General features: G+C 37.6%; 21 protein-coding genes. 15 read left to right on the top strand and 6 right to left on the bottom strand.

The window, feature by feature from the left end; genetic code table 11:
- Positions 1 to 118 precede the first annotated feature (118 nt).
- Genes rfaE2 through panC form a run of 4 tightly spaced genes read right to left on the bottom strand, consistent with a single transcriptional unit; the run spans position 119 to position 2,957 of the window.
- Complete coding sequence (rfaE2, locus tag A0F92_RS12330) at positions 119 to 613, bottom strand: D-glycero-beta-D-manno-heptose 1-phosphate adenylyltransferase (protein WP_068246553.1); 495 nt, start codon at positions 611 to 613, stop codon at positions 119 to 121.
- Between the two features lie 31 nt (positions 614 to 644).
- Entirely contained in the window at positions 645 to 1,667 is a 1,023-nt protein-coding gene (locus A0F92_RS12325) for a lysylphosphatidylglycerol synthase transmembrane domain-containing protein (RefSeq protein WP_068246550.1), read from the bottom strand.
- Positions 1,668 to 1,707: 40 nt separating this feature from the next.
- Positions 1,708 to 2,052, bottom strand: coding sequence for an aspartate 1-decarboxylase (gene panD / locus A0F92_RS12320; RefSeq protein WP_068246547.1), 345 nt, complete (start codon positions 2,050 to 2,052; stop codon positions 1,708 to 1,710).
- A 50-nt stretch (positions 2,053 to 2,102) separates the two neighbouring features.
- Positions 2,103 to 2,957: a pantoate--beta-alanine ligase gene (gene panC, locus A0F92_RS12315; protein WP_068246543.1), complete on the bottom strand. Its 855-nt coding sequence runs from the start codon at positions 2,955 to 2,957 to the stop codon at positions 2,103 to 2,105.
- Positions 2,958 to 3,062: 105 nt separating this feature from the next.
- Here panC and A0F92_RS12310 point away from each other — a divergent pair, with 105 nt between their 5' ends.
- The 6 genes from A0F92_RS12310 (at position 3,063) to A0F92_RS12285 (ending at position 8,596) form a co-directional block, all read left to right on the top strand.
- A complete protein-coding gene (locus tag A0F92_RS12310) occupies positions 3,063 to 3,875 on the top strand; it encodes a glycogen/starch synthase (protein WP_068246541.1) in 813 nt (270 codons plus the stop codon).
- A 95-nt stretch (positions 3,876 to 3,970) separates the two neighbouring features.
- On the top strand, positions 3,971 to 5,224 hold the full coding sequence (gene metK, locus A0F92_RS12305) for a methionine adenosyltransferase (RefSeq protein WP_068246534.1): 1,254 nt from the start codon (positions 3,971 to 3,973) through the stop codon (positions 5,222 to 5,224).
- Between the two features lie 93 nt (positions 5,225 to 5,317).
- On the top strand, positions 5,318 to 5,887 hold the full coding sequence (locus A0F92_RS12300) for an NUDIX domain-containing protein (RefSeq protein WP_068247090.1): 570 nt from the start codon (positions 5,318 to 5,320) through the stop codon (positions 5,885 to 5,887).
- Between the two features lie 9 nt (positions 5,888 to 5,896).
- A complete protein-coding gene (gene rlmB, locus A0F92_RS12295; protein WP_068246531.1) occupies positions 5,897 to 6,643 on the top strand; it encodes a 23S rRNA (guanosine(2251)-2'-O)-methyltransferase RlmB in 747 nt (248 codons plus the stop codon).
- Positions 6,644 to 6,682: 39 nt separating this feature from the next.
- Entirely contained in the window at positions 6,683 to 7,549 is an 867-nt protein-coding gene (locus A0F92_RS12290) for a beta/alpha barrel domain-containing protein (protein WP_068246520.1), read from the top strand.
- A 42-nt stretch (positions 7,550 to 7,591) separates the two neighbouring features.
- Entirely contained in the window at positions 7,592 to 8,596 is a 1,005-nt protein-coding gene (locus A0F92_RS12285; protein WP_068246517.1) for a GSCFA domain-containing protein, read from the top strand.
- Positions 8,597 to 8,615: 19 nt separating this feature from the next.
- Here A0F92_RS12285 and miaE read toward each other — a convergent pair whose 3' ends face one another.
- On the bottom strand, positions 8,616 to 9,224 hold the full coding sequence (gene miaE / locus A0F92_RS12280) for a tRNA-(ms[2]io[6]A)-hydroxylase (protein ID WP_068247087.1): 609 nt from the start codon (positions 9,222 to 9,224) through the stop codon (positions 8,616 to 8,618).
- 88 nt (positions 9,225 to 9,312) lie between these two features.
- Here miaE and A0F92_RS12275 point away from each other — a divergent pair, with 88 nt between their 5' ends.
- The 4 genes from A0F92_RS12275 to trhO all read left to right on the top strand — a co-directional run bounded on the left by A0F92_RS12275 (position 9,313) and on the right by trhO (position 14,650).
- Positions 9,313 to 10,410, top strand: coding sequence for an aminotransferase class I/II-fold pyridoxal phosphate-dependent enzyme (locus tag A0F92_RS12275; RefSeq protein WP_068246514.1), 1,098 nt, complete (start codon positions 9,313 to 9,315; stop codon positions 10,408 to 10,410).
- A 167-nt stretch (positions 10,411 to 10,577) separates the two neighbouring features.
- The gene (locus A0F92_RS12270) at positions 10,578 to 13,040 is read left to right on the top strand and encodes a penicillin acylase family protein (protein ID WP_068246511.1); all 2,463 of its coding nucleotides are present in this window, start codon (positions 10,578 to 10,580) and stop codon (positions 13,038 to 13,040) included.
- A 67-nt stretch (positions 13,041 to 13,107) separates the two neighbouring features.
- Positions 13,108 to 13,461 carry a hypothetical protein gene (locus A0F92_RS12265; RefSeq protein ID WP_068247083.1) on the top strand — a complete coding sequence of 118 codons (354 nt, stop codon included), beginning with the start codon at positions 13,108 to 13,110 and terminating at the stop codon, positions 13,459 to 13,461.
- Between the two features lie 142 nt (positions 13,462 to 13,603).
- On the top strand, positions 13,604 to 14,650 hold the full coding sequence (gene trhO / locus A0F92_RS12260) for an oxygen-dependent tRNA uridine(34) hydroxylase TrhO (RefSeq protein WP_068246508.1): 1,047 nt from the start codon (positions 13,604 to 13,606) through the stop codon (positions 14,648 to 14,650).
- Here trhO and A0F92_RS12255 read toward each other — a convergent pair.
- The gene (locus A0F92_RS12255; protein ID WP_068246503.1) at positions 14,647 to 15,582 is read right to left on the bottom strand and encodes a phosphoribosylaminoimidazolesuccinocarboxamide synthase; all 936 of its coding nucleotides are present in this window, start codon (positions 15,580 to 15,582) and stop codon (positions 14,647 to 14,649) included. The genes trhO and A0F92_RS12255 overlap by 4 nt on opposite strands.
- A gap of 165 nt (positions 15,583 to 15,747) precedes the next feature.
- Between A0F92_RS12255 and A0F92_RS12250 the strand changes: the two genes are divergently transcribed.
- The 5 genes from A0F92_RS12250 to lepB all read left to right on the top strand — a co-directional run bounded on the left by A0F92_RS12250 (position 15,748) and on the right by lepB (position 24,843).
- The gene (locus A0F92_RS12250) at positions 15,748 to 18,618 is read left to right on the top strand and encodes a TonB-dependent receptor (RefSeq protein WP_068246500.1); all 2,871 of its coding nucleotides are present in this window, start codon (positions 15,748 to 15,750) and stop codon (positions 18,616 to 18,618) included.
- Positions 18,619 to 18,749: 131 nt separating this feature from the next.
- Positions 18,750 to 19,736, top strand: coding sequence for a pyruvate dehydrogenase complex E1 component subunit beta (locus tag A0F92_RS12245; RefSeq protein ID WP_068246497.1), 987 nt, complete (start codon positions 18,750 to 18,752; stop codon positions 19,734 to 19,736).
- A 179-nt stretch (positions 19,737 to 19,915) separates the two neighbouring features.
- Complete coding sequence (locus A0F92_RS12240; RefSeq protein WP_068246495.1) at positions 19,916 to 21,955, top strand: TonB-dependent receptor; 2,040 nt, start codon at positions 19,916 to 19,918, stop codon at positions 21,953 to 21,955.
- A 69-nt stretch (positions 21,956 to 22,024) separates the two neighbouring features.
- Complete coding sequence (locus A0F92_RS12235) at positions 22,025 to 23,185, top strand: sigma-54-dependent transcriptional regulator (protein WP_068246492.1); 1,161 nt, start codon at positions 22,025 to 22,027, stop codon at positions 23,183 to 23,185.
- Positions 23,186 to 23,307: 122 nt separating this feature from the next.
- Entirely contained in the window at positions 23,308 to 24,843 is a 1,536-nt protein-coding gene (lepB, locus tag A0F92_RS12230) for a signal peptidase I (protein ID WP_068246489.1), read from the top strand.
- The last annotated feature ends 19 nt before the right edge of the window (positions 24,844 to 24,862 follow it).

Genomic DNA, 24,862 nt, shown 5'->3' with positions numbered 1-24,862 from the left:
CAAAAGCCCTGAAAGGGGCTTTGGTTTTATAGGTATAATACTGAAAAATAGTTGGTAAAATCGTCTGTAATTCAATACAGAGTTGAGTTATAAGGAAGTTTGGTGAAAGTATTTTCGGCTAACCAAGTTGCCTTATTTTTTGAAGAATGCCAGTGGTAGAAAAACCTTCAATTATCGGATTAATGACTACACGACCACGATTGGCTAAAACTTCTTTGGCACCTACAATCGTTTCAATGGTATAATCTCCACCCTTTACCAATACATCCGGTTCCAGTGATTTAATTAATTCTAACGGGGTATCTTCCTCAAAAATAACTACAGCATCCACCATTAATAAAGAGGCAAGTAATAGTGCACGGCTATGTTCATGGTTAATTGGGCGCTCTGCACCTTTTAAGCGTTTGGTACTGGCATCACTATTTACACCCACTATCAAAAAATCTGCTTCTTCAGCAGCTTTCGATAGGGAGGCAATATGCCCTTCATGTAAAATATCAAAACAGCCATTGGTAAAAGCAACCGTTTTATTGCGCATTTTCCAGCCTGTTCTAATGGCTTTAAGGGTTGCTAAAGGCATTATTTTTTGTTGAATAGCTTGTGTGTACCGCATACATTTTCTATATAAAAATTCATTCAATTTATTATGAAGCCTGTGATGTTGGCACCATTCTTTTTTTATTATACCAAGGTAATAATCCCAAACAAACAAATCCCCAAATTAATATAATAATAAATTGTGCAAACCATTGTAATGTTCCATTGGCATAACCAATTCCAAAAGCTATTCCGTTTTTTTCTAAAACCATTGCCATTAAATAAGCATAGGCTCCAATGCCGCCGGGTGTTACAATCATACCAATACTTGCAAAAGCTAATGCAGAAAAAGCTACAGGAATACCTAAACCGTTGGTACCAACGGTAGCATAAAAACCAACCCAGGTGCCCAACAAGTATAATAACCAAATGCCAAAAGAATAAAAAATGAATAAGCCTTTTTGCTGAATATCTTTAATACTGCTTAATCCTTCCCAAATGCCACGTATAATTTTTTTTAATTGAATTACCAGTTTTAAATGCGCAAAACGGTTAAACCAATGCCTGATGATTACAATGATAATCAGCAAAATACCCATTGCAATGGCCATTTTCCGCACCGAAATTCCTCCCGATTTTGATTGAAAGGTTTCTTTGAATAACTGGATGGCATAGTCGCCTATAATTTCATATTGGGTTAGCAGCGCCAGCAGGAAAACAATTCCAAGCGATAGTACATCAAACGCCCTTTCGGCTACAATAGTGCCAACTAATTTTTCGGCGGGTACTTTTTCATAGCGTGCCAGCAATGTACACTTTAATACTTCGCCCAGTCGGGGTACGGCCAAATTTGCCAGATAACCTATCATTACAGCAAAATAAGTATTGATGACAGATGGTTTATAGCCCATGGGTTGCATCAATATTTTCCAGCGCAGCGCTCTGAGAATATGGCTTAATGTAAGTATGAAAAATACCGGAATGAATAGTATATATTTTGCATGGGTTAAAGCGCCGGTAAACTCTCCCCACTGATTAGCAGGTATTTGATGAAGACTCCACCAAACCAAAAATATACCCAGCCCTAGGAAAAAAAGATATTTTACAAATACTTTCAGTTTTCTTTTCATGCAGGAAAATTCTACTGCAATTTACAGAAGCCTGTGTTAATTATAATTTATTTCCCGGTTTTGGAAAAACTACAATTGGTTTAAAAGTTTTGGCAGCGTCAAAATCCATGTGTGCATATGACATGATTACAATAATATCTCCAACAGCAGCTTTTCTGGCAGCCGGCCCGTTTAAACAAACCACGCCTGAACCTCGTTGCCCTTTAATTAAATAGGTTTCTAAACGTTCACCATTATTTACGTTCACCACCTGTATTTTCTCATTTTCAATCATATTGGCAGCATCCATTAAATCTTCATCTAAGGTTAAACTGCCAACGTAATTCAAATTTGCCTCGGTAATTACCGCACGGTGAACTTTTGATTTTAATATTTCTATCAGCATAATGGGCGCAAATGTAAAAGATGATAGGATTATAACAAGTTTCCTTTTATTTAGTTAATCATCAAATTGTCAATTAACCGAACGCCTTGTATATATGCGGCTGCCAGTACAATGGTTCGGTTGGCAGGTTTCGTGGTTGATATTGGGACAAGTGTAGCAGCATCTGCTATGCTAATGTAATCAACTTTTTCAAATCCAGCTTTCAACAGCATTTGGGTTGCCTGTTTCACTAATTCAGCTATTGTAAATTGTTGTATATTGGACTGAATAAATACAAGGCTTTGGTACAGAGCAGCTGCTTTTATCAAATTTTCTGCCGAAAGGCGTCTGTTTCTGGAACTCATGGCCAGTCCGCTTTGTTCACGAATAGTGGGTTGCAGGTGCAATTGTATTTCCGAAAATGCCGGGTTTAATTGTAATAAATGATTGATTACTAAGCATTGTTGGTAATCTTTACTTCCCATGTACAGTTGATGCGGCTGAATAATGGTTAATAACCGGTCAACTATTTGACAAACGCCCTGAAAATGGCCTGGACGGTACTTACCTTCTAAAATGGTTTCTAAAGTTCCTAAAGGGTATGGGGTAATCAGCCTTGCCCCATTGGGGTACATTTCTGAAACCGAAGGCAAAAACAAAACATCACACTGGTGGGTTATTAATAAAGCAATATCGGCTTCAATTGAAATGGGGTATTTTTCAAAATCTTCTGGATTATTGAATTGCGTTGGGTTTACAAAAATGCTGCAAACAGTAAAATTGTTGGCTTGTTTGGCTGCTTCAACCAGCGCAATATGGCCCTTATGCAAAGCCCCCATAGTGGGCACAAACCCAATTGAGGCATTGGCCTTTTTCTGAGATTGAATCATCTCCTGCAGTGCTAAAATACTTTTACAAATGACCATATTTTGCCGATATTATTTTCTATAAATATGCTTTTATCACCTATTTGGTGTATTTTAATTAACTTTGCACCCTTATTTTTCGCCTCACTTAAATTGGCTTAGTAGATGTCAAAGAAAAGAATTTTATTTATTGCAACCGAAATGTCGCCTTATTTAGAGTTGACAGAGTTTGCAGAAATTGTAAACAAACTTGCAATAAAGAGCAATGACAGTGGTTTAGAAGTGCGTTGTATTATGCCCCGTTTTGGTGTTATTAATGAACGCAGGCATCGGTTACATGAAGTAGTGCGTTTATCGGGAATTAATGTTTCGATTGATGATGATGATTATCCGCTTCAAATTAAGGTAGCTTCTTTACCGAATGCCCGCTTACAGGTTTATTTTTTAGAAAATGAAGATTTCTTTAAACGCAAACAAATTTTTCATGATGATGAAGAAAACTGGTTTGATGATAATGGCTTAAGAAGTATCTTTTTTTGTAAAGGAGCACTTGAAACGGTAAAAAAATTTGGCTGGCCTCCCGATATTATTCATTGCAGCGGCTGGATGACCGGTTTGGTGCCTGCCTATATTAAAACTGCCTACAAACGTGAGGCTGTGTTTAGTAACAGCAAGGTTGTTTTTACCGTAGGGCAAAATACATTTCAGGAAAAATTAGGTGCCGATTTTGTGAAGAAAGCAGTGATTAATGCCAATATTAAAGAGAAAGATTTAGAACTTTTTAAAGACGCTACCAACACTTCTCTTTTCAAAGGTGGTGCGTATTTTGCAGATGCCGTTACAATTGGTGATGATCAATTAGAGAAAAAATTAATGGGCGATATCACAAAACTGAAAGGCAAAACCATTGTTCCTTTTAAAGGATGGGATTCTGATTTAACTGAGTATATAGAACTCTATCAGGAATTGTCTAAATAACCGTTGATCAAAAATTATACAGTTGTCTTAGCAACCCATTTATCATTATAACAATACTATTATCTTTGCTTACATTTCAATAAAAACAAATATACATGTCTTATTTATTTACCTCCGAAAGTGTTTCTGAAGGCCATCCTGATAAAGTTGCCGACCAGATTTCTGATGCATTAATCGATAATTTTCTTGCATTTGATCCACAATCAAAAGTAGCTTGCGAAACTTTGGTAACTACAGGTCAGGTAGTATTGGCAGGTGAAGTTCGTTCGAAAGCTTATTTAGATGTTCAGGAAATTGCACGTGGTGTAATTCGCAAAATTGGATATACCAAAAGTGAATATATGTTTGAAGCACACTCTTGTGGTGTTTTATCTGCCATTCACGAACAATCACCTGATATTAATCAGGGTGTTGACCGTAAGAAAAAAGAAGAACAGGGTGCCGGCGATCAGGGCATGATGTTCGGGTATGCTACCAATGAAACGGATGATTACATGCCACTTACATTAGATTTGGCACAAAAAATATTGATTGAGCTGGCCGCCTTGCGTAGAGAAAACAAACAAATTAAATACCTGCGTCCCGATGCAAAAAGTCAGGTAACATTAGAGTATGATGACAATAATAAACCTGTTAGAATTGATACCATTGTAGTTTCTACACAACACGATGATTTTGATACAGAAGAAAAAATGCAGGCTAAAATCAGGAAAGATATTATTGAAATATTAATCCCGAGAGTAAAGTCGAAGTATAAGAAGTATGCCAAATTATTCAACAACCAGGTAACATACCATATTAATCCCACCGGAAAATTTGTAATTGGCGGCCCTCATGGCGATACCGGTTTAACCGGAAGAAAAATTATTGTAGATACTTATGGCGGTAAAGGCGCACATGGTGGCGGTGCATTTAGCGGAAAAGATCCTTCTAAAGTAGACCGGTCAGCCGCCTATGCTACCCGTCATATTGCAAAAAATTTAGTAGCTGCTGGTGTTGCCGATGAAATTCTGGTACAGGTTTCTTATGCCATTGGTGTTGCACAGCCCACCTCCATTTATGTAAATACATACGGCACAGCTAAAGTAAACATGAGTGATGCTGAAATCAGTAAAATTGTTACTGAAATTTTTGATATGCGTCCTTATTTTATTGAACAACGTTTAAAATTGCGTAATCCAATTTATAGTGAAACGGCAGCATACGGACATATGGGGCGTAAGAATGAAATTGTAACCAAAGAATTCAAAACTCCCGATGGAAAAGTAAAAAAAGTGAAAGTTGAACTGTTTACCTGGGAAAAATTAGATTATGTTCCAAAAGTGAAAAAAGCTTTTGGCATTAAATAGCTGTAAGTTAATTTTTTATTGAACAAAAAAGGGCTGTCTGAAAAGATGGCCTTTTTTCTGTTCAATGCAGTAGTTTTAACCAAAATAATTTGTATGTCTGCAAACAAGGAAGTCAATCCGTGGATAATTTTAGATGAACAGGAAGTATATCAAAATGCCTGGATACGGCTCAATCATTACAAGGTAATCAACCCATCCGGTAAAGAGGGGATATATGGAAAAGTACATTTTAAAAATAAAGCTGTTGGCGTTATTCCAATAGATGAAACGCTGCATACATATCTGGTAGGCCAATATAGGTTCACCATTCAGCAATATAGTTGGGAAATTCCGGAAGGTGGTTGCCCTGAAAATGAAACAGCTTTAAGTGCTGCTAAGCGCGAATTGATGGAAGAAACAGGGTTACAGGCAGAAAAATGGGAATATTTAGGAGCAGCATTTCTTTCCAATTCGGTAACCGATGAAGCGAGTGAATTTTTTGTAGCAACCGGATTATCAAAATATAAATCTGCTCCCGAAGAAACAGAACAGCTGGCAGTAAAAAAAGTAGCGCTTCAACAGGCATTTGAAATGGTTGAAAATGGAACCATTACCGATGCATTATCGGTACTGGCTTTGCAGAAACTGCAATTATTGTGGATGCAGGGAAAATGGAAAGCATAATTTTGCAACATGGGTAAATCATCATCAACCTTAATCATTGGGCGGCAACCATTAATTGAAGCTATTGAACAGGGTAGGGCAATCGATAAAATACTATTACAAAAAAATGCATCCGGCGAAACTGTGGCTGACATTCGGCAACTATCCAAACAACATCAAATACCCATTCAACTGGTTCCGGTTGAAAAATTAAATTATTTATCCAAAGCCAATCATCAGGGCGTAATTGCTTTTGCAGCTTTGGTGCCCTATATGGATTTACAGGAAGTAATTGACTTTTTGGTGCAACAGGGAACGGTGCCTTTATTTGTAATGTTAGATGGTATTACCGATGTAAGAAATATTGGCGCCATAGCAAGAAGTGCATTGTGTTGCGGTGCGCAGGCTTTGATTCTACCCGATAAAGGAGTAGGCGCCCTCAATGAAGAAGCTTTAAAAAGCAGTGCCGGTGCATTAGAGCAGATACAGGTATGCAGAGTAAACAGTTTGCTAAAAGCTGTTGATACACTGCATTTAAATGGTATTCAGGTGTTTACTTCAGAAATGCGTGCCAATAAAAATGTATTTGAATTAAATTTTACCTTACCCACCTGCGTTATAATGGGTGCAGAAGGAAAGGGAGTGCAGGCTTATCTTGCAAAAGCTGCTGATTATTTTTTTAAAATACCTATGGCCGGCCATTTTAATTCATTTAATGTTTCAGTAGCTACAGGTATTATTTTGTATGAAGCACTCAAACAGCGACAATTTTCATAATATACAATCATTATTTTTTCACTTTAGAATGTGTTTATCATGCCATCTGCTGTTAAAACCATACAATTGATTGAATGTCCGCGAGATGCAATGCAGGGCTGGCCACATCCCATACCTACCGAAAAAAAAATTAACTATATCAACCAACTTTTACAGGTTGGCTTTCATACCATTGATTTTGGCAGCTTTGTTTCACCCAAAGCCATCCCACAAATGGCAGATACGGTTCAGGTATTGAAGGGGCTTCATTTCAACAATAGCATTACAAAACTATTGGCCATTGTAGCCAATGTAAGAGGTGCTGAAGCAGCGGTTTTGTTTGATGAAATTACTTATCTGGGTTTTCCTTTTTCGGTTTCGCCAACATTCCAAATGCGCAATACCAACAGTACACAGGAAGAAAGTGTGCAAACCATTGACACCATTCAGGAACTGTGTATCAAAAACAACAAACAGTTGGTGGTGTATTTAAGCATGGGTTTCGGCAATCCCTATGGTGATGTATATAACAGTGAAATATTACTGCAATGGGCCGATGCAATGATACAAAAAGACATTACCATCATCTCACTGGCCGATACGGTTGGACTGGCAACGCCTGTACAAATTAGCGAAGCATTTCAGGCATTAATTCCTGCTTATCCACACATTATTTTTGGTGCACATTTACATGCAAGCCCCGATAATCGTATCGCCAAATTAGCAGCTGCCTATCATGCAGGCTGTGTGCGTTTTGATGGCGCTTTACGTGGGTATGGCGGATGCCCCATGGCACAAAATGAACTGGTCGGGAATATGGATAGCTTATCTATCATAGATTACTTCAGTAAGGAAGGATTGTTGTTTCATTTCAATGCAAATGCGTTAGAAAATAGTGTATTATTAGCGGGTGAAATATTCAGCTAATGTGCCTTTGATGCGTTTTTATTCCATATTAAAAATCTGAACATGAAGTTCCACGCCGAATTCGATATTAAAAAAATAGATGAACCCATTCATCATCGGCATAAAATAATGCTGATAGGTTCTTGTTTTACTGAAAATATAGGTGAAAAATTAAGTAATAGTGGCTTTTCAGTGCTGCAAAACCCAAATGGAATTCTGTTTAATCCGGTAAGTGTGGCGGAAGCCATTCTAAACATTATTCAACACAAAATTTATACAACATCTGATTTGTTTTGTTTCAATGAAACATGGCATAGCTGGCAGTTTCATAGCCGATATTCCGGCATTACTCCGGAAGATGCTGTTCAAAAAATAAATACATCTATTCAAACAGCGCATACCTTTTTAAAGCATGCCGATTATCTTATAATTACATTAGGTTCTGCGTGGGTGTACACATTAACGGAACAGGCTGCCAATGGCAAACCCGGTACCGTTGCCGCCAATAATCATAAAGCACCGGCCGGTTGGTTTCAAAAAAAATTAATGGATACCACACAAATTATTACCGTGTTGGGTACTATGCTGGATAGATTGGGCATTTTTAATCCAAATATCAAAATTATTTTCACCATCAGTCCGGTACGCCATTTAAGAGAAGGTGCTGTTAATAATAATCGCAGCAAAGCAGCTTTAATCAGTGCAGTGCATTACTTAACAGAACAACTGCCCAAATTGTATTATTTTCCTGCCTATGAACTTGTAATAGATGATTTGCGTGATTATCGGTTTTATGCGGAAGATTTGGTACACCCCAACCATGCAGCAACAGAATATGTATGGGCTAAATTGATGAATGCATGTATGGATGCAGATACCATTGCGTTGATACACAAGATTGATGAAATTAATATTGCACGTAGGCATACACCATTCAATCCTTCATCGGTGCAGCATCTGGCGTTTTTAAAAAAATATGCCGCCCTTACACAATCGTTACTAAACGAGTTCCCATTTCTTCCTTTAGCAGAAACATTGCAATATTTTCAGCAGGGCAGTAAAAATTAAAACAATGGGCACTCATTTTTTAATGTATTCTGTCGCCCCTTAATGCAGTGCTTTGCATAACGAGCATTTCATGTTCAAGCCATTGTTGCCAACGTTTTTCCACTTTTTCGGGTGTGGTATATTGTTTGGCTAAATCTAAAAACAGTGTATAATGACCTGCCTCACTTTCCATAAAACGACGGTAAAAATTACGCAGGCCTGCATCTTCCATGCCTTCACTTAATCTTTTAAAGCGTTCGCAACTGCGGGCTTCAATCAATGCCATGGTGAACAGCTTGTCTAATAAACGGCCATCTTCATGGCCTCCTTTTTGTTGAAAGGCTAATAATTGATTTACATAAACGTCTTTCCGTTGGTTGCCTAACGGTAAATTTCTTCGTTCTAATTCCTGTAAAACTAATCTGAAATGTCCCCATTCTTCGGTTACTATGGGCGATAAACGGTATACAATTTCTTTTTTTGAAGAATAATGCTGAATGAGTGAAATACAGGAGATGGCTGCTTTTTGCTCGCAATAAGCATGATCGGTTAAAATACCACCGATGCTGATTGCTGCCAGATTTACCCAGCGTGGATCTGTGGCTAAAGGTAAGTTTAAAATTGATTTTACATCTGCAGATAAATTCATAAAAACACTTAAGCACTGCAAAAATATCAATTGCTGCTGTTTAAGTTGCAGGCTGCACAATACAATTGTATTTATGTAGTTTTGAAACATGTACCACGATGAATTTCTTGACAACAAATTGAACGACCGAAAATTGCAAAGAACCTATCGCTCTTTACAACCATCGGACAATAAAATAGATTTTTTTTCAAACGATTATTTGGGAATAGCCCAACAACGGCTGCTTACATCCGAAGATGTGCATATTCATGCCGCAGGTGCAACAGGTTCCAGATTATTGTCGGGCAATTATGCATTGATTGAAGCGGCAGAAAGCACCTTAGCAACATTTCATCAAACGCCTGCTGCGCTCATTTTCAATTCGGGTTATGATGCCAATGTAGGTTTGCTTTCTGCCATACCTCAAAAAGGCGATACCATTGTATACGATGCTTTATCACACGCCTCTATACGGGAAGGCCTTCGTTTATCTTTTGCACAAAGTTTTTCATTCCGGCATAATGATCTGATGCATTTGGAAGAAAAGTTAAAACAGGCAAAGGGTCATATTTTTATTGTAACCGAAACGGTTTTTAGTATGGATGGAGACAGGTGTCCGTTGCCTGATTTGGTTTTACTTGCCCAAAAATATGGTGCACACCTTATTGTAGATGAAGCACATGCCACAGGAATAATTGGGAAAAATGGAGCAGGACTTACCCAACACCATCAATTACAGGAAGCTATTTTTGCCCGTATCCATACTTTTGGAAAAGCGGTGGGCTGTCAGGGTGCAGCAGTATTGGGTTCTGAACGATTGAAAGCATATTTAGTTAATTTTTCCAGACCCTTTATTTACACAACAGCACCTCCGCCATTGGCCATTAAAGCTGTAATCAAGTCCTATCAAATATTTCCTGAATTGCACACTGAACGGCAGATATTACAGCAGCATATCCAACAGTTTCAACAGGCAGAACTTCCATTTCAAAAGTTGATTTCAGATACACCTATTCAGGGTTTGATAATACCCGGCAATGAAAATGTAATTCAGGTAGCTACAACCTTACAAAATAATGGGTTTGCAGTACGGCCTATTCTTTATCCAACAGTGCCCAAAAATGCAGAAAGGCTGCGCATTATTTTGCATGCTTTCAATACGAAAAACGAACTGCAAAATTTATTACACCTGCTCGCTTCCACATAAAATCAACAATTGTTGAAATAAAAAAAATGAATGTATGCAAAAAATTATTATTTTCAATGCTGAATAAAACCTGAAATTGTTTTCAGTGATTTTTTTGTTGTACAAGTATTGCTGAAAACAATGGGTTTGAACACTGCCAATACCCTGAACTTTTATAAAACTTGTCTATGAAATATGTTTACACGGGCTTAGCTGCGCTGCTCACCATTGCTTTAATTGTAGTACTCAATATTCAGTTGCCGGTTGGTAATTCAAAAACACCGCGGCTGGGTTATTTTTTATCTCCTCAACAAGGATTTTGGCAAAATGCAGAACCTGATAATACTGATTTTGGTGGAGAAATTGTTTTAAGTGGATTAAAAGGCAAAGCAGATGTTTATTTTGACAATCGTTTAGTACCTCATATTTATGCCGACAATGATGCAGATGCATATTTTTTGCAAGGCTATTTGCATGCGAAGTTTCGTTTGTTTCAAATGGAATTTGAAACCAATGTGGCGGGAGGAAAATTAAGTGAATTAATTGGAAAAGACGGGCTGGCCATTGATAAATATTTCAGGAGATTAGGGATGGTATATGCCGCTGAAAATTCGTTAAAAGTGATGGAAGCAGAACCGGCAGTAAAATCAGCCATGGATGCTTATACGGCAGGTGTAAATGCTTATATCACTCAATTAAAACCCAATCAAATTCCTTTAGAATTTAAATTGTTAAATGCTACACCTGAACCTTGGACCAATCTGCGTTCGGCACTGTTTTTAAAATTTATGTCGTACGATTTAACCGGACAGGGCGATGATGATTTATTAATGACCAATACCAAAAACCTGTTAGGATACAATATGTTTCAAAAATTATTTCCCGACAGAGCCGATTCTTTAGAGCCTATTTTGCCCATTGGTACCACTTTTGAAAAACCTTCTATTGTACCCCAAATACCGTTGAATGTAGATTCTGTGTACTATGGCATTTCCGGTGGAAACACTACTGCCATTCCACCTATTATTCCCAATAAAAACAATGGCAGCAATAACTGGGCGGTGAGTGGCAGCAAAACAAAAAGTGGAAGACCTATTTTATGTAACGATCCGCATTTAGGTTTAAATCTTCCTTCTCTTTGGTACGAATTACAAATCAACACGCCAACCCAAAATGTATACGGTGCAACATTTCCCGGTGCTCCTTGTGTAGTTATAGGGTTTAACGACAGTTGTGCCTGGGGTGTAACCAATGCAGGCAGAGATGTGAAAGATTTTTATGAAATGCAGTTTAAAGATAGTACCATGCAGGAATATTGGTTTAATAACGCATGGAAAAAAGCTGAAATACGGAAAGAGGTGATTAAAGTTAAAGATGGCCCTGATGACTTGGAAACATTAGCTATGACTGTATTTGGACCGGTAATGTATGATAAAAATTATCAGAGTAAAAATAAAGATGGCCGTTACTATGCCGTACGTTGGAAAGCGCATGATGGTAGTAATGAATTGGCTACTTTTTATTATTTAAACAGAGCTAAAAACTATACCGATTACAGCAATGCCGTTAATTATTTTGAATGTCCAGGGCAAAATTTTGCATTTGCCTGTAAAAATGGAGATATTGCCATTAAGCAGCAGGGAGCTTTTGTAGCCAAGTGGAAACACCAGGGCGAGTTTGTGATGCCGGGTACAGATAGCGCTTATATGTGGCAGGGAATTATACCCAATAAAGAAAACCCGCTGATGTATAACCCGGCACGTGGTTTTGTAAGCAGCGCCAATCAAATGGCTGTAGATACAACTTATCCATATTATTTAGGCAGATCTGGAAATTTCCCTATTTACAGAGGGCTCATCATCAATCGGTTTTTAGCAGGTATGAATAATATTACACCGGAAGGTATGATGAAAATGCAAACCAATAATTACAATGTATTTGCCGAAATGGCCAGACCCGCATTGTTTAAATATTTAGATGAAACCGCATTAAGCCCAACAGAAAAGCGTTATATGGATAAATTGAAAGAATGGAATTTGGTGAGTGATTATGATGCAACAGCTCCTACTATTTTTGAATGTTTTTGGGATAGTGTTTTTGTAGATATTTATGCTGATGAATTGAACAGTACCGGCTTGCCGTACATGTGGCCGGAGCAATCAACCTTAGTAGAGGCAATGATTAAAGACACGAATTACCTGTTTGCTGATGATATTAGAACAAAAGATGTGAAAGAAAATATGCGCACCATTATACAAAATGCATGTAAACAGGCCTGTGCAGCATTAGAAAATTTAGAAAAAATGGGTAAGTTAAACTGGGGAAAATATAAGGACACCTACATTGGTCATTTATTAAAAATTCCTGCACTGAGCAGGTTGCATGTGCCAATAGGAGGTGGAACAAACATTATTAATGCCACCACATCCAATCATGGGCCCAGTTGGCGAATGATTGTACAATTAACGGATAAAACAGAAGCTTATGGAGTTTATCCTGGCGGGCAAAGTGGTAATCCGGGCAGTAAATATTATGATAATTTTATTGATACATGGGCAGTCGGTAAATATTATCCGCTATTGTTTTTAACGAAAGGTATGGCTGCAACAAGTGCTGATATGAAATGGCATTTGAAAGTGAAAAATGGATAAAACATCTGTTGGAGGAAAACTTTGCATTATTCAATTGCTAAAAAAAAACATTTATAAAATTAAAAATATGAAGTTTGTAATATCTGTTATCATCACTGCTTTTTTAAGTTACTCATTTGGGTTATATGCAGCATTCCCCTGGTATAGTTTTGCTATCTGTGCATTGGCAGTTGCATTGGCCATACATCAAAAACCATATAAAGCATTTTTGTCGGGATTTATTGCTTTATTTTTATTGTGGGGAATCATGGCATTGTTGATGGACAATGCCAATCACCATATTCTTTCGCAAAAAGTAGCCCAGATATTACCATTGGAAGGTTCTTCCATGGCAATTATATTGCTAACTGCATTCATAGGCGGATTGGTAGCTGGAATGGCTGCATTAACCGGCAGTTTAATCAGAAAAAGGTCAAATTGATTGGTTTAAAAAGAAAGGTCTTTTTTGTTACAATCATAAAATAAGTATTTTCGCACCGATATTTTGCCCACCCTGCAAGTGGGTCCATATTTAATCATGGAACTTTTGCCTTTGCGTAAAAAGTCTGAAATGTAATTTCTTTATGGCATTGTTACACAATCGTATTAATAATGAGGAGTTGAAAAAACGCCTCATGGAAGAAAAAGAACCCCGCATTACTGTAAGTTTCTATCAGTATTTTGAAGTATCCAATCCACTGGCTTTTCGAGATTACCTGTATAAGCATTTGCATGCGCTGAAAGTGTTTGGCAGAATTTATGTTGCCAAAGAAGGCATTAATGCACAAGCCAGTGTGCCCGAATCTAATTTTGAAGCATTCAAAACATTTTTATACAGTATTGAACCTTTAAATGGCTTGCGAATTAATATTGCCGTGGATGATGATGGGAAAAGTTTTTGGGTATTAAAAGTTAAGGTGCGTGAAAAAATAGTAGCAGATGGTATTAATGATCCCGATTTTAATATGTATCAAAAAGGGAAGTATGTAGACGCCGTTACCATGAACCGGCTACTGGCTGACCCCAATACCATTGTAATTGATATGCGTAACCATTACGAATATGAAGTGGGCCATTTTGTAAAAGCATTAGAAGTGCCTTCAGATACTTTTCGCGAACAATTGCCCATGGCAGTGGAGATGATGAAAGGAAATGAAGATAAAAACATTATTATGTATTGTACCGGTGGAATTCGTTGTGAAAAAGCCAGTGCATATATGTTGCATAAAGGGTTTAAAAATGTATATCATTTGGAAGGTGGAATTATTAATTATGCCCGTCAGGCCCAACAATTGGGGTTAGAAAGTTATTTTAAAGGTAAAAACTTTGTGTTCGATAACAGGCTGGGTGAAAGAATTACACCCGATGTAATTGCGCATTGCCACCAATGCGGAAAACCCTGCGATACCCATACCAACTGTAAAAATGATGGTTGCCACCTTTTGTTTATACAGTGCGATGAATGTGCCACAAAATACAATGGTTGTTGCAGTAAGGCTTGCGCAGAAACCATTCATTTACCTGTTGAAAGGCAAAAGCAAATTAGAAAGGGAATAGATAAAGGTCAAAATATATTCCACAAATCTAAAGCCCGTTTAAGGCCCAGATTGAATGAAATAAATGGCGTTTAGTGATAAACGCCTAATGTTTTTAATGCTTCCATTGTTTTTTCAAAAGTAATTTCATCAGAAAGAGATTGTGGAACAAATTTTTCTCCAATCAGTTTTTCGTATAATTCAATATATCGGTTCGATATGGTTTGAATCCATTCATCCGTCATTTCCGGAACAACTTCTCCTGCTTTCCCCATGAAATGATGGGCAATTAACCATTCTCTTACAAATTCTTTACTCAATTGTTTTTGCTTTTCGCCTTTTTGCTGGCGCTCCTCAAATCCTTCTGCATAAAAATATCTTGAACTATCCGGTGTATGAATTTCATCCATTAAATAAATTTCATCTCCAATTTTCCCAAACTCATATTTGGTATCTACTAAAATCAGCCCCCGTTGTGCAGCCAGTTGTTTTCCCCTTTCAAAAAGCGCTAATGCACATGTTTCTAATTGTGCCCAATCTTTTTCACTGGCCAGTCCGCCTGCAATTATGGCTTCTTTTGCAATATCTTCATCATGCCCTTCTGCAGCTTTGGTAGAGGGTGTTATAATGGGTGACGGAAAAAAATCATTTTCCTGCATACCCTCGGGTAATGCCACACCGCATAATGTTCTTTTGCCCAATTGATAGGTACGCCAGGCATGTCCGGTTAAATTACCCCTTACCACCATTTCTATTTTAAACGGTTCGCATTTTTTTCCAATACTTACATTGGGCGCAGGTACACTTAATAACCAGTTTTTGCAAATATCTTGGGTAGCCTGCAACATATAAGCAGCAATCTGATTCAGTACCTGCCCTTTAAATGGAATGGGCTTGGGTAGTATTACATCAAAAGCCGAAATTCGGTTACTGGCCACCATTACTAGTATATCTTGGCCAATACTGTATACATCTCTTACTTTACCCTTGTAAAAATTGGTTTGTTGGGGAAATTGATACATTGCCATGCATCAAAAATACTCTTGCAAAATAATATATAGGCGCTTTTTTCGTTTTTTTTCTTTCGGATAATTTTTTTGAACGATTAAATAAAAGTACTTTTCAAGTATTTTTTAATAATTTTTTTATTCAGCCAACTATTTTCTAAATTGCTATTAAACAAAAACTGCCGTATGAGAAAATTAATGTTAATGGTTTCATTTTGCATTACTGTTTCATTGTTTTATGTAACAGCCCATGCACAAGAAGCTACTACTGTTAGTGGCGTTATTAAAAATGCAAGTAACAATGAAACTGTATCATCTGTTTCAGTAACCATTAAAGGAGGTTCAACCGGTGCCTATACCGATGAAAAAGGTTATTTTAAATTTACTACCGCACAAAAACCGCCCTTTACATTGGTTATATCTTCTGTTGGTTTCTCTAATAAAGAAGTAACATTTAACGGAACACCTGTTGAAGTGCGCCTTCAACCACACTATACTTTAGGTGATGAAGTGGTAGTAGCTGCCTCTCGTGTTCCTGAAAAAATTATTGAATCGCCGGTAACTATTGAAAGGGTAAGTGCTGCTACCATTCGTTCGGCTCCTTCTTCTAACTATTATGATATTATCGGAACTTTAAATGGGGTAGATGTGGTAGCTTCCAGTTTAACATTTAAATCGGTAGGTACCCGTGGATTCAATGTTAATGGAAATTTAAGATTGAATCAAATTGTGGATGGTATGGATAACCAGGCCCCTGGCTTAAATTTTCCGGTAGGTGGTGTAATTGGATTAACTGAATTAGATGTAGAAAGTATAGAACTGTTGCCAGGTGCTTCTTCTGCATTGTATGGTCCCGGTGGTATGAATGGTACCGTTTTAATTAATAGTAAAGATCCGTTCAAATACCAAGGATTAAGTTTTCAAATTAAACAGGGTGTAAACCATGTAGATAATTACCAACGCAATGCTGCTCCATTTTATGATTGGAGTGTACGTTGGGCCAAAAAAGTATCAGATAAGTTTGCTTTTAAAATAGCTTCACAATATGTACAGGCACAAGACTGGCTGGCCAATGATAAAAGAGATTATTCTCGTACTACCGGAACGCCCAATGGGCAAGTAATACCCGGTACCAGAGATTCTGACCCTGCTTATGATGGAGTAAATGTATATGGTGATGAAACAAACTTAGTAAGTGCTGGCGGTATTACTTTTAATTCGCTGGCGCAACAGGTAGGGCAGGGATTTATTGCTCAGGGTGTTCCCAGTTCAATCATTAATGGTATTGTTTCAACTATTCCGGCTAACCAGAATATATCCAGAACCGGATTTGATGAAAAATATGTGATTGCACCTACTACCTACAACTTTAAAATTTCAGGTGAAGCGGTTTATAAAATCAGTAGCCGAACTGATTTAATTTTTGATGGCAACTGGGGCACAGGTAGTACTGTGTATACGGGTTCTGACCGTTATGCACTGAAAAATTTAAAAATGGGTCAGTATAAAATTGAATTGAAAAACAAAAACTGGTTTTTAAGAGCTTACACTACGCAGGAAAATGCCGGTGATTCTTACAATTCAACCATTGCTGCCCGTTTGTTTAATGAGGCTTTATTACCCAGCGGTGGTGCCACCGGCTGGTTTTCCCAGTATACGCAGAATTATATTAAATCGCGTTTACCTGCTTCATTAGGTGGCGCCGGTTTAAGCGATGCTGCTGCTGAAGTGTATGCTCGTTCTGCTACCGACGCTGCTTCAGGAAGGCCGAACGGCGCTATTTATAATAACCCATTGTTTCAAAAAATTGTACAAACCCCTATTTCTAAAGGTGGTGCACTTTTCGTAGATAAAACTGCATTGTATATGATAGAGGGTCAATACAATTTATCCCATGCATTGGGGTTAGAAAAAACTAAAACCGACTTATTGATAGGCGGCAATTGGAAACAATATGCATTAAACTCACAGGGTACTTTGTTTGCAGATACTGCAGGTAAAATTTATATAAATGAAGTGGGAGCCTATGCTCAACTTTCGCAGCAATTATTTAATGATGTTTTAAAATTAACCGCCTCCGGCAGGTACGATAAAAATTCAAATTTTGATGGAAAGTTTACCCCTCGTTTTTCAGCAGTGGTAAAATTAGCTAAAAACCATAACCTGCGTTTTTCTTATCAAACCGCTTATCGTTTCCCATCCACACAAAACCAATGGATTAACTTATTGGTGAGTGGCGGAATTCGTTTAATGGGTGGCTTGCCACAATTACGTAATTACTACAATTTTAATAATAATCCTTCTTACACTTTGGCCAGTGTGCAGGCATTTGGAGCATCGGTACTCAGTGGCAGTCCTAATCCCGGTTTGTTGCAAGTGCAAAACTTCGGCAAATTTAAACCTGAGTCTTCCAACTCATTCGAAGTGGGTTATAAAGGTCTGATTGCCCAAAAACTGTTGATTGATGTATATGCTTACTGGGCAAATTATAAAGACTTTTTGGGTGGCGTTACTGTTATTCAATCGCAAAATGGTTCGCCCTTGGGCTTGTTGGGCTTAAATCCAAATGGTTCATCCGGCAATGCGGCTGCTACAAGAACCATTTACAGCATTTCAGTAAATACACCGGGTAATGTAAATACCAACGGATGGGGTGCCTCTGTTCAATATTTATTACCCCAAAATTTTGCATTGAATGCCAATATTTACTCTGACCAAATAGGCAACCTGCCTTCCGGTTTTGTTTCTTATTTCAATACACCTAAAATCAGAACCAATGTTGGTTTCAGTAATTCAGGATTTTTATTAGATAATCGTTTGGGCTTTAGTTTAATGTATCGTTATCAGGATAGTTTTTATTATGAAGGAACTTTTGGAACCGGTAATGTACCTTCTTTTGCAACCTTTGATGGCGTAATTACCTTTAAATTGCCTGCTACCAAGTCAATGATTAAAATTGGTGGTACCAATTTATTCAACCATTACTATACCAATGGCTTTGGTAATGCACAGATTGGTGGTTTGTATTATGTAAGTTATGGGTATAATGTGTTTTAAAAATTACAACCCTGTTTTTAAAGCTCTTCGGTTGCTTTCGAAGAGCTTTTTTTATTACAGAACCGCTGTTTTTGGTTTTATACATGATAATCTTCTATTTTTGCTGCTCAATTCACTAACCGATATATATTATGCGATCAATTGCTTTTAGAGAGGCACTCAGAGAGGCCATGCAGGAAGAAATGAGAAGAGATGAAAGGGTTTTTTTAATGGGTGAAGAAGTTGCTGAATACAATGGTGCTTATAAAGTTAGTCAGGGTATGCTGGCTGAATTTGGCGCTAAGCGTGTCATTGATACGCCAATTTCCGAATTAGGTTTTGCCGGTGTAGCAGTTGGTGCTGCACAGAACGGTTTAAGGCCAATTGTTGAATTCATGACCTGGAATTTTGCAGTGTTACCATTAGACCAAATTTTAAATACTGCCTCTAAAATGCTGGCTATGAGTGGTGGCCAAATTGCCTGCCCCATCGTTTTCAGAGGGCCTAATGGCAGTGCCGGACAATTAGGAGCGCAACACTCCACCGCTTTTGAAAGTTTATATGCCAATATACCGGGTATTAAAGTGGTATCTCCCTCAAATGGCTATGATGCTAAAGGGTTACTGAAACAAGCCATTCGTTACGAAGAAGATCCGGTTATGTTTATGGAAAGCGAAGTAATGTATGGAGATAAATCTGAAGTGCCTGATGAAGAATATTATATTCCCTTAGGAAAGGCAGACATAAAAAAAGCAGGAAGCGATATTACCATTGTTTCTTTCAACAAAATGATGAAAGTTGCATTGGGCGCAGCCGCAGAATTGGAAAAAGAAGGGATAAATGCTGAAGTGATTGATTTAAGAACCATACGCCCCTTAGACTGGCATACTATTTTAGAAAGTGTTAAAAAAACCAATCGGTTATTGATTGTAGAAGAACAATGGCCCTTTGCATCAGTAAGTTCTGAAATTACTTATCGTATACAAAAAGAAGGATTTGATTATTTAGACGCACCCATTCGCCGCATTACCAGTGCCGATGCGCCCATGCACTATGCACCTAATTTAGCAGCTTTAGCTATTCCCGATGTGGAAAGAACTGTAAAACTGGCTAAAGAAGTGATGTATATGAAGAAATAAAGAAATAATTGTGTTAATGGTTATACTATTTAATCCCGAAACTCACCTTTCGGGATTTTTTTTGATATCAATCATATTACGTATTGGGTTAGGTGTAATGCTGTGGGTTAACTTTAGGTTGCTAATCAATTAAAAAGCATATTGGTTTAATTTGCATGAAAAAATATTTCTATTTTATAATGCTCGTAATTGTACAAAAAGCAACTGCACAAAACGAAGCATTGCCTACCTTTGGAAATGATACACTACAAGATGTAACGGTGCATGCCTTTATGCTGAATAAAAAATGGAAAGATGCGCCTGTTGCAGTGGCACTCATCAGTCAGGCCGATATTCAACGAAGTGCCCCCACCAGTTTATTACCGGTGCTTAATGCTGTTGCAGGTGTTAGGATGGAGGAACGTTCTCCAGGCAGTTATCGTCTTTCTATTAGGGGAAGTACCCTTCGCTCACCCTTTGGTGTTCGGAATGTGAAAGTATATTGGAATGATATTCCATTAACCGATGGTGGTGGCAATACCTATTTAAATCTGGTAGATGTGCGCCAGATCAACAATGCAGAAGTCATCAAAGGGCCTTCTTCCAGCGTATATGGTGCAGGTACCGGAGGTGTTTTGTTGCTCAATTCAGTACCCTCTTTCACATCAAAAAATCAAAGCCATTTTAATGTGGGTATTACCGGTGGTTCATATGGATTATTTGCGCAAAATGTAGGATATACTTATCAAAATAAACAGTTTACTTCTTTGTTACAACAAAGCCATTTGCAATCTAATAGCTATCGTCAACAGTCGGCCGTTAGAAGAGATACGTATAATTGGATAGCCAAATGGCAAACCGGTTCACAAATATTTGATGTGCTGGCATTTTATACCAATATGTATTATCAAACACCGGGCGGACTAACATTGGCAGAAATGTTAAAAAATCCCACTGCGGCAAGACCTGCAACAGGAACAACGCCGGGTGCGGTAGAACAAAAATCAGCTATTTACGATAAAACTGCTTTTGCAGGAATACATCATTCTATACAAATTAATTCATCTCTTTCGGCAGTATCAGTAGTGTTGGTGAACAATAATGCTATTACCAATCCCTTTTTAACCAAATACGAAAACCGTGATGAAACCAATACCGGCGTATCGTCTAAACTCATTTATCAACACAAAATTGGAAATGCTGCTTTACAATGGGTAAACGGGGGAGAATGGTTATACAATCATTCCAGAATAGATGATTATGCAAACAATGGAGGGGTACAAGGCAATGTACAGTTTAAAGATAATTTGTTTGCCAGTCAATGGTATGTTTTTTCTCAATTACAGCTTAGCTGGAAAAAAATTACACTCAATGCAGGCGTAAGTTTCAATAATCAGCAATTGCAGTATCGACGTCTTACTGACAGCACCATGTTACATGATTTAAGCACCCAAAATCAACAGGTATTCACGCCTCGTTTTTCATTAGGTTATCAATTAACGTCATCTGTTTCGTGGTATGCCATTGCAGCCAAAGGATTTTCACCCCCAACACTGGCAGAATTTTTCCCACAGGATAGAATTTTTCACAGTAAACTAAAAGCAGAATATGGCTGGAATATTGAATCCGGTATTAAAGGCAGTGCGTGGAACAATAGTTTACAATTTGATGTAGCAGCTTATCATTTTCAATTACAAAATGCCATTGTAATGCGGGTAAATGCTCAGGGGGCACAGTATTTTGTAAACTCCGGCGGTGCGCTCGAAAAAGGTATTGAAGTAACGGGCAAATATCGTTTATGGCAAAAGGCTTCAGCTTTTATCAGTCAGTTCAATATATGGGGCAGTTTTAGCTATCAGCCTTATTATTTTTCAGATTATAAACAGGGCAATAACAATTATACCGGCAATGCGGTAACAGGTGTTCCCAAACATATTACCAATGCGGGCATTGATATGGCCACAAAAAATAAATATTATCTGCATTTGCTGCTCAATGCAACTGCTGCTATTCCTTTAAATGATGGTAATACAAACTACGCAAATGCCTATCAAAACTTACAATTAAAAATGGGCAGGTATATCCATTGGAAACAGGCTAAACTCAATATTTTTTGTGGTATTGATAACCTGTTGAATCAAAATTATAGTTTAGGTAATGATATCAATGCATTTGGAGGGAGATATTATAATCCGGCACCCAGTCGGAATTATTATGCAGGAATAAATTTTAGCTGGTAGCTTTATTCCGTATCTGTTATGTGCAAACAGTAACTAACACTTATCTTAGCAAAAACTTACCAAAAAATTATGTTTCAAATTCTCGTAATTGATGATGAACGTGCCATTAGAAGCGTTCTGAAAGATATTTTAAGCAATGAAGGATATAAGGTAGAGGAAGCTATCGATGGTGAAGATGGTTGGAAGAAATTTATCGCAGCCAATTATGATGTGGTATTATGTGATATTAAAATGCCCAAAATGGATGGCATTGAATTTTTAACGAAAGCTTTGGAAGAAAAACCGGAAGTGCCCATTATCATTATTAGCGGACACGGTAATATTGAAACCGCAGTTGATGCTGTTAAAAAAGGTGCATTCGATTATATTGCCAAACCGCCCGACTTAAACAGGATGCTCATTACCATTCGTAATGCAATGGATAAAACAACTTTGGTAAAAGAAACCAAGGTATTGAAAAGAAAAATAAGTCGGGTTCAGGAAATTATTGGAGAAAGTGATGTCATCAAAAAAATTAAAGCTACCATTGATAAAGTAGCTCCTACCGATGCTCGTGTATTAATTACCGGAGAAAATGGAAGTGGCAAAGAATTGGTTGCCCGATGGTTGCATGAAAAAAGCAACAGAGCCAATGCACCATTAATTGAAGTAAATTGTGCTGCCATTCCAAGTGAACTGATTGAAAGCGAATTATTTGGTCATGAAAAAGGTTCTTTTACTTCGGCCATCAAACAACGCATCGGCAAATTTGAACAGGCCAATGGTGGTACGTTGTTTTTAGATGAAATTGGCGACATGAGCCTGCAGGCACAAGCCAAGGTATTAAGGGCCTTACAGGAAGGTAAAATAACCCGGGTAGGTGGTGATAAAGAAATTAACGTGGATGTTCGGGTGGTAGCTGCTACCAATAAAAATTTGTTGGAAGAAGTAGAAGCAAAAAATTTCAGGTTAGATTTATACCACAGGCTGGGCGTAATATTAATACATGTACCTTCTTTAAATGACAGAGCTGAAGATATTCCGCTGCTAATAGAAAAATTTTTGGAAGATATTGCCGAAGAATATGGCGAAGCCAAAAAAACAATTGAAAAAAACGCAGTGTTGGCATTAAAGAATAAAAAATGGTCGGGCAATATTCGCGAATTGCGAAATGTAATTGAACGACTGGTAATTTTATCCGGTAAAACCATTACGGCCGATGATGTAAAAAATTATGCAATGGCCATGTAATGCAAGTTTGTATTTTGTTTAACAAAACTAAACCAAGCTTTGTAAACTTCATATTGCAAATAACATCATCATACAAACCAATGTATTACTGATGCATCATTTGTTTTAACTAAAATATATTTATGGGCATAACATTATTTATTATTGGAATTATTGGCTGGCATGTAGGTATGTATGGTATGTTTAAAAAAGCAGGTATTGAAGCTTGGAAAGCATTTATCCCATTTTACAATACCTGGTTAATTGCAGAAAAATGTAACATAAAAAAATGGTGGTTCTGGTTACAACTTATTCCCATTGCCGGGCAGTTCATTACAATATGGATTACTATTATTTTTACCATGTATTTTGGTAAGTTTAATTTAATACACCATACGCTGGCGGTTTTTCTGCCCTTTATTTATTTTCCATATTTAGGTTTTTCGAAAGATGTGCGTTGGGTTGGCGAAAAAGCAGTAAAACAATACAAAAAATCGGTTGCACGGGAATGGATAGATGCGGCGGTATTTGCTATTGTGGCAGCTACCATCATCCGAACTTTTGTATTTGAAGCCTACGTAATTCCAACCGGTAGTATGGAGAAAACCTTAATGGTGCACGATTTTCTTTTTGTAAACAAAATGGCCTATGGCCCAAGAATTCCGGAAACGCCTTTATCTTTTCCTTTTGTGCATAATATTATGCCTTTCAGTGAAACAACCCCATCTTATTTAAAATGGATAGAATTAAAGTACATGCGCCTGCCGGGTTATGTGCCCATTAAAAGAAACGATGTAGTAGTATTCAATTTTCCTGAAGGTGATACCATTATTAATTTGCCCGGTTATGGTTCTGCCCAACCTTATTATGATTTTGTTAGAAGACAAGGAAGGGATGCCGTATGGCAACAATTTGGTGAACACATTTTAGTACACCCGATGGATAAAACTGATAATTACATTAAACGTTGTGTGGGTTTGCCGGGCGATACTATTCAGGTAAAAGAAAGTGTGCTGTATGTAAATGGGCAAAAGGCTATTCAGCCCGAATATTCACAAACCACTTTTGTGGTGAAAACCAAGGGCAGACCACTTGATTTTGATATTTTAAAATCACAATACAATATTGATGTGCGCAACGATGAAAAAACAGATCAACTACATGATGATTTGCAAAACATGTACCGGCAAAGTGGTGCCTATTATATGCCGTTAACGCATAATGATGCAACCGCATTGCGAAAGGTGCCCGATGTGCTTTCCGTAGAGCGTTTTGTTATTCCATTCGATTCATCAGAAGCTACCTATAGTATCTTTCCATACCAGGTTTCAAGAGGTTGGGGGGTAGATAATTATGGCCCACTATACATTCCCCAAAAAGGCGCTACTGTTACACTTACAACCGAAAACATTCCTATTTACAAGCGTTTGATTCATGTATATGAGCACCATAACCTGGAAGAAAAAAATGGAACTTTTATTATAGATGGTAAACCACAAACGCAATATACCTTTCAATACAATTATTACTGGATGATGGGAGATAACCGCCACAATAGCCAGGACAGTCGTTTCTGGGGTTTTGTACCGGAAACAAATATTGTGGGAAAAGCATCACTCATTTGGTTTAGCTGGGATAATGGCCCCCGGTGGAACCGAATTTTTAAATGGATAAAATAGTTATCTTTATCCTCATAAT

Source organism: Hydrotalea flava (assembly GCF_001623405.1).
GTDB classification, from domain to species: domain Bacteria; phylum Bacteroidota; class Bacteroidia; order Chitinophagales; family Chitinophagaceae; genus Hydrotalea; species Hydrotalea flava.
This window is presented reverse-complemented; position numbering and strand designations above follow the sequence as displayed.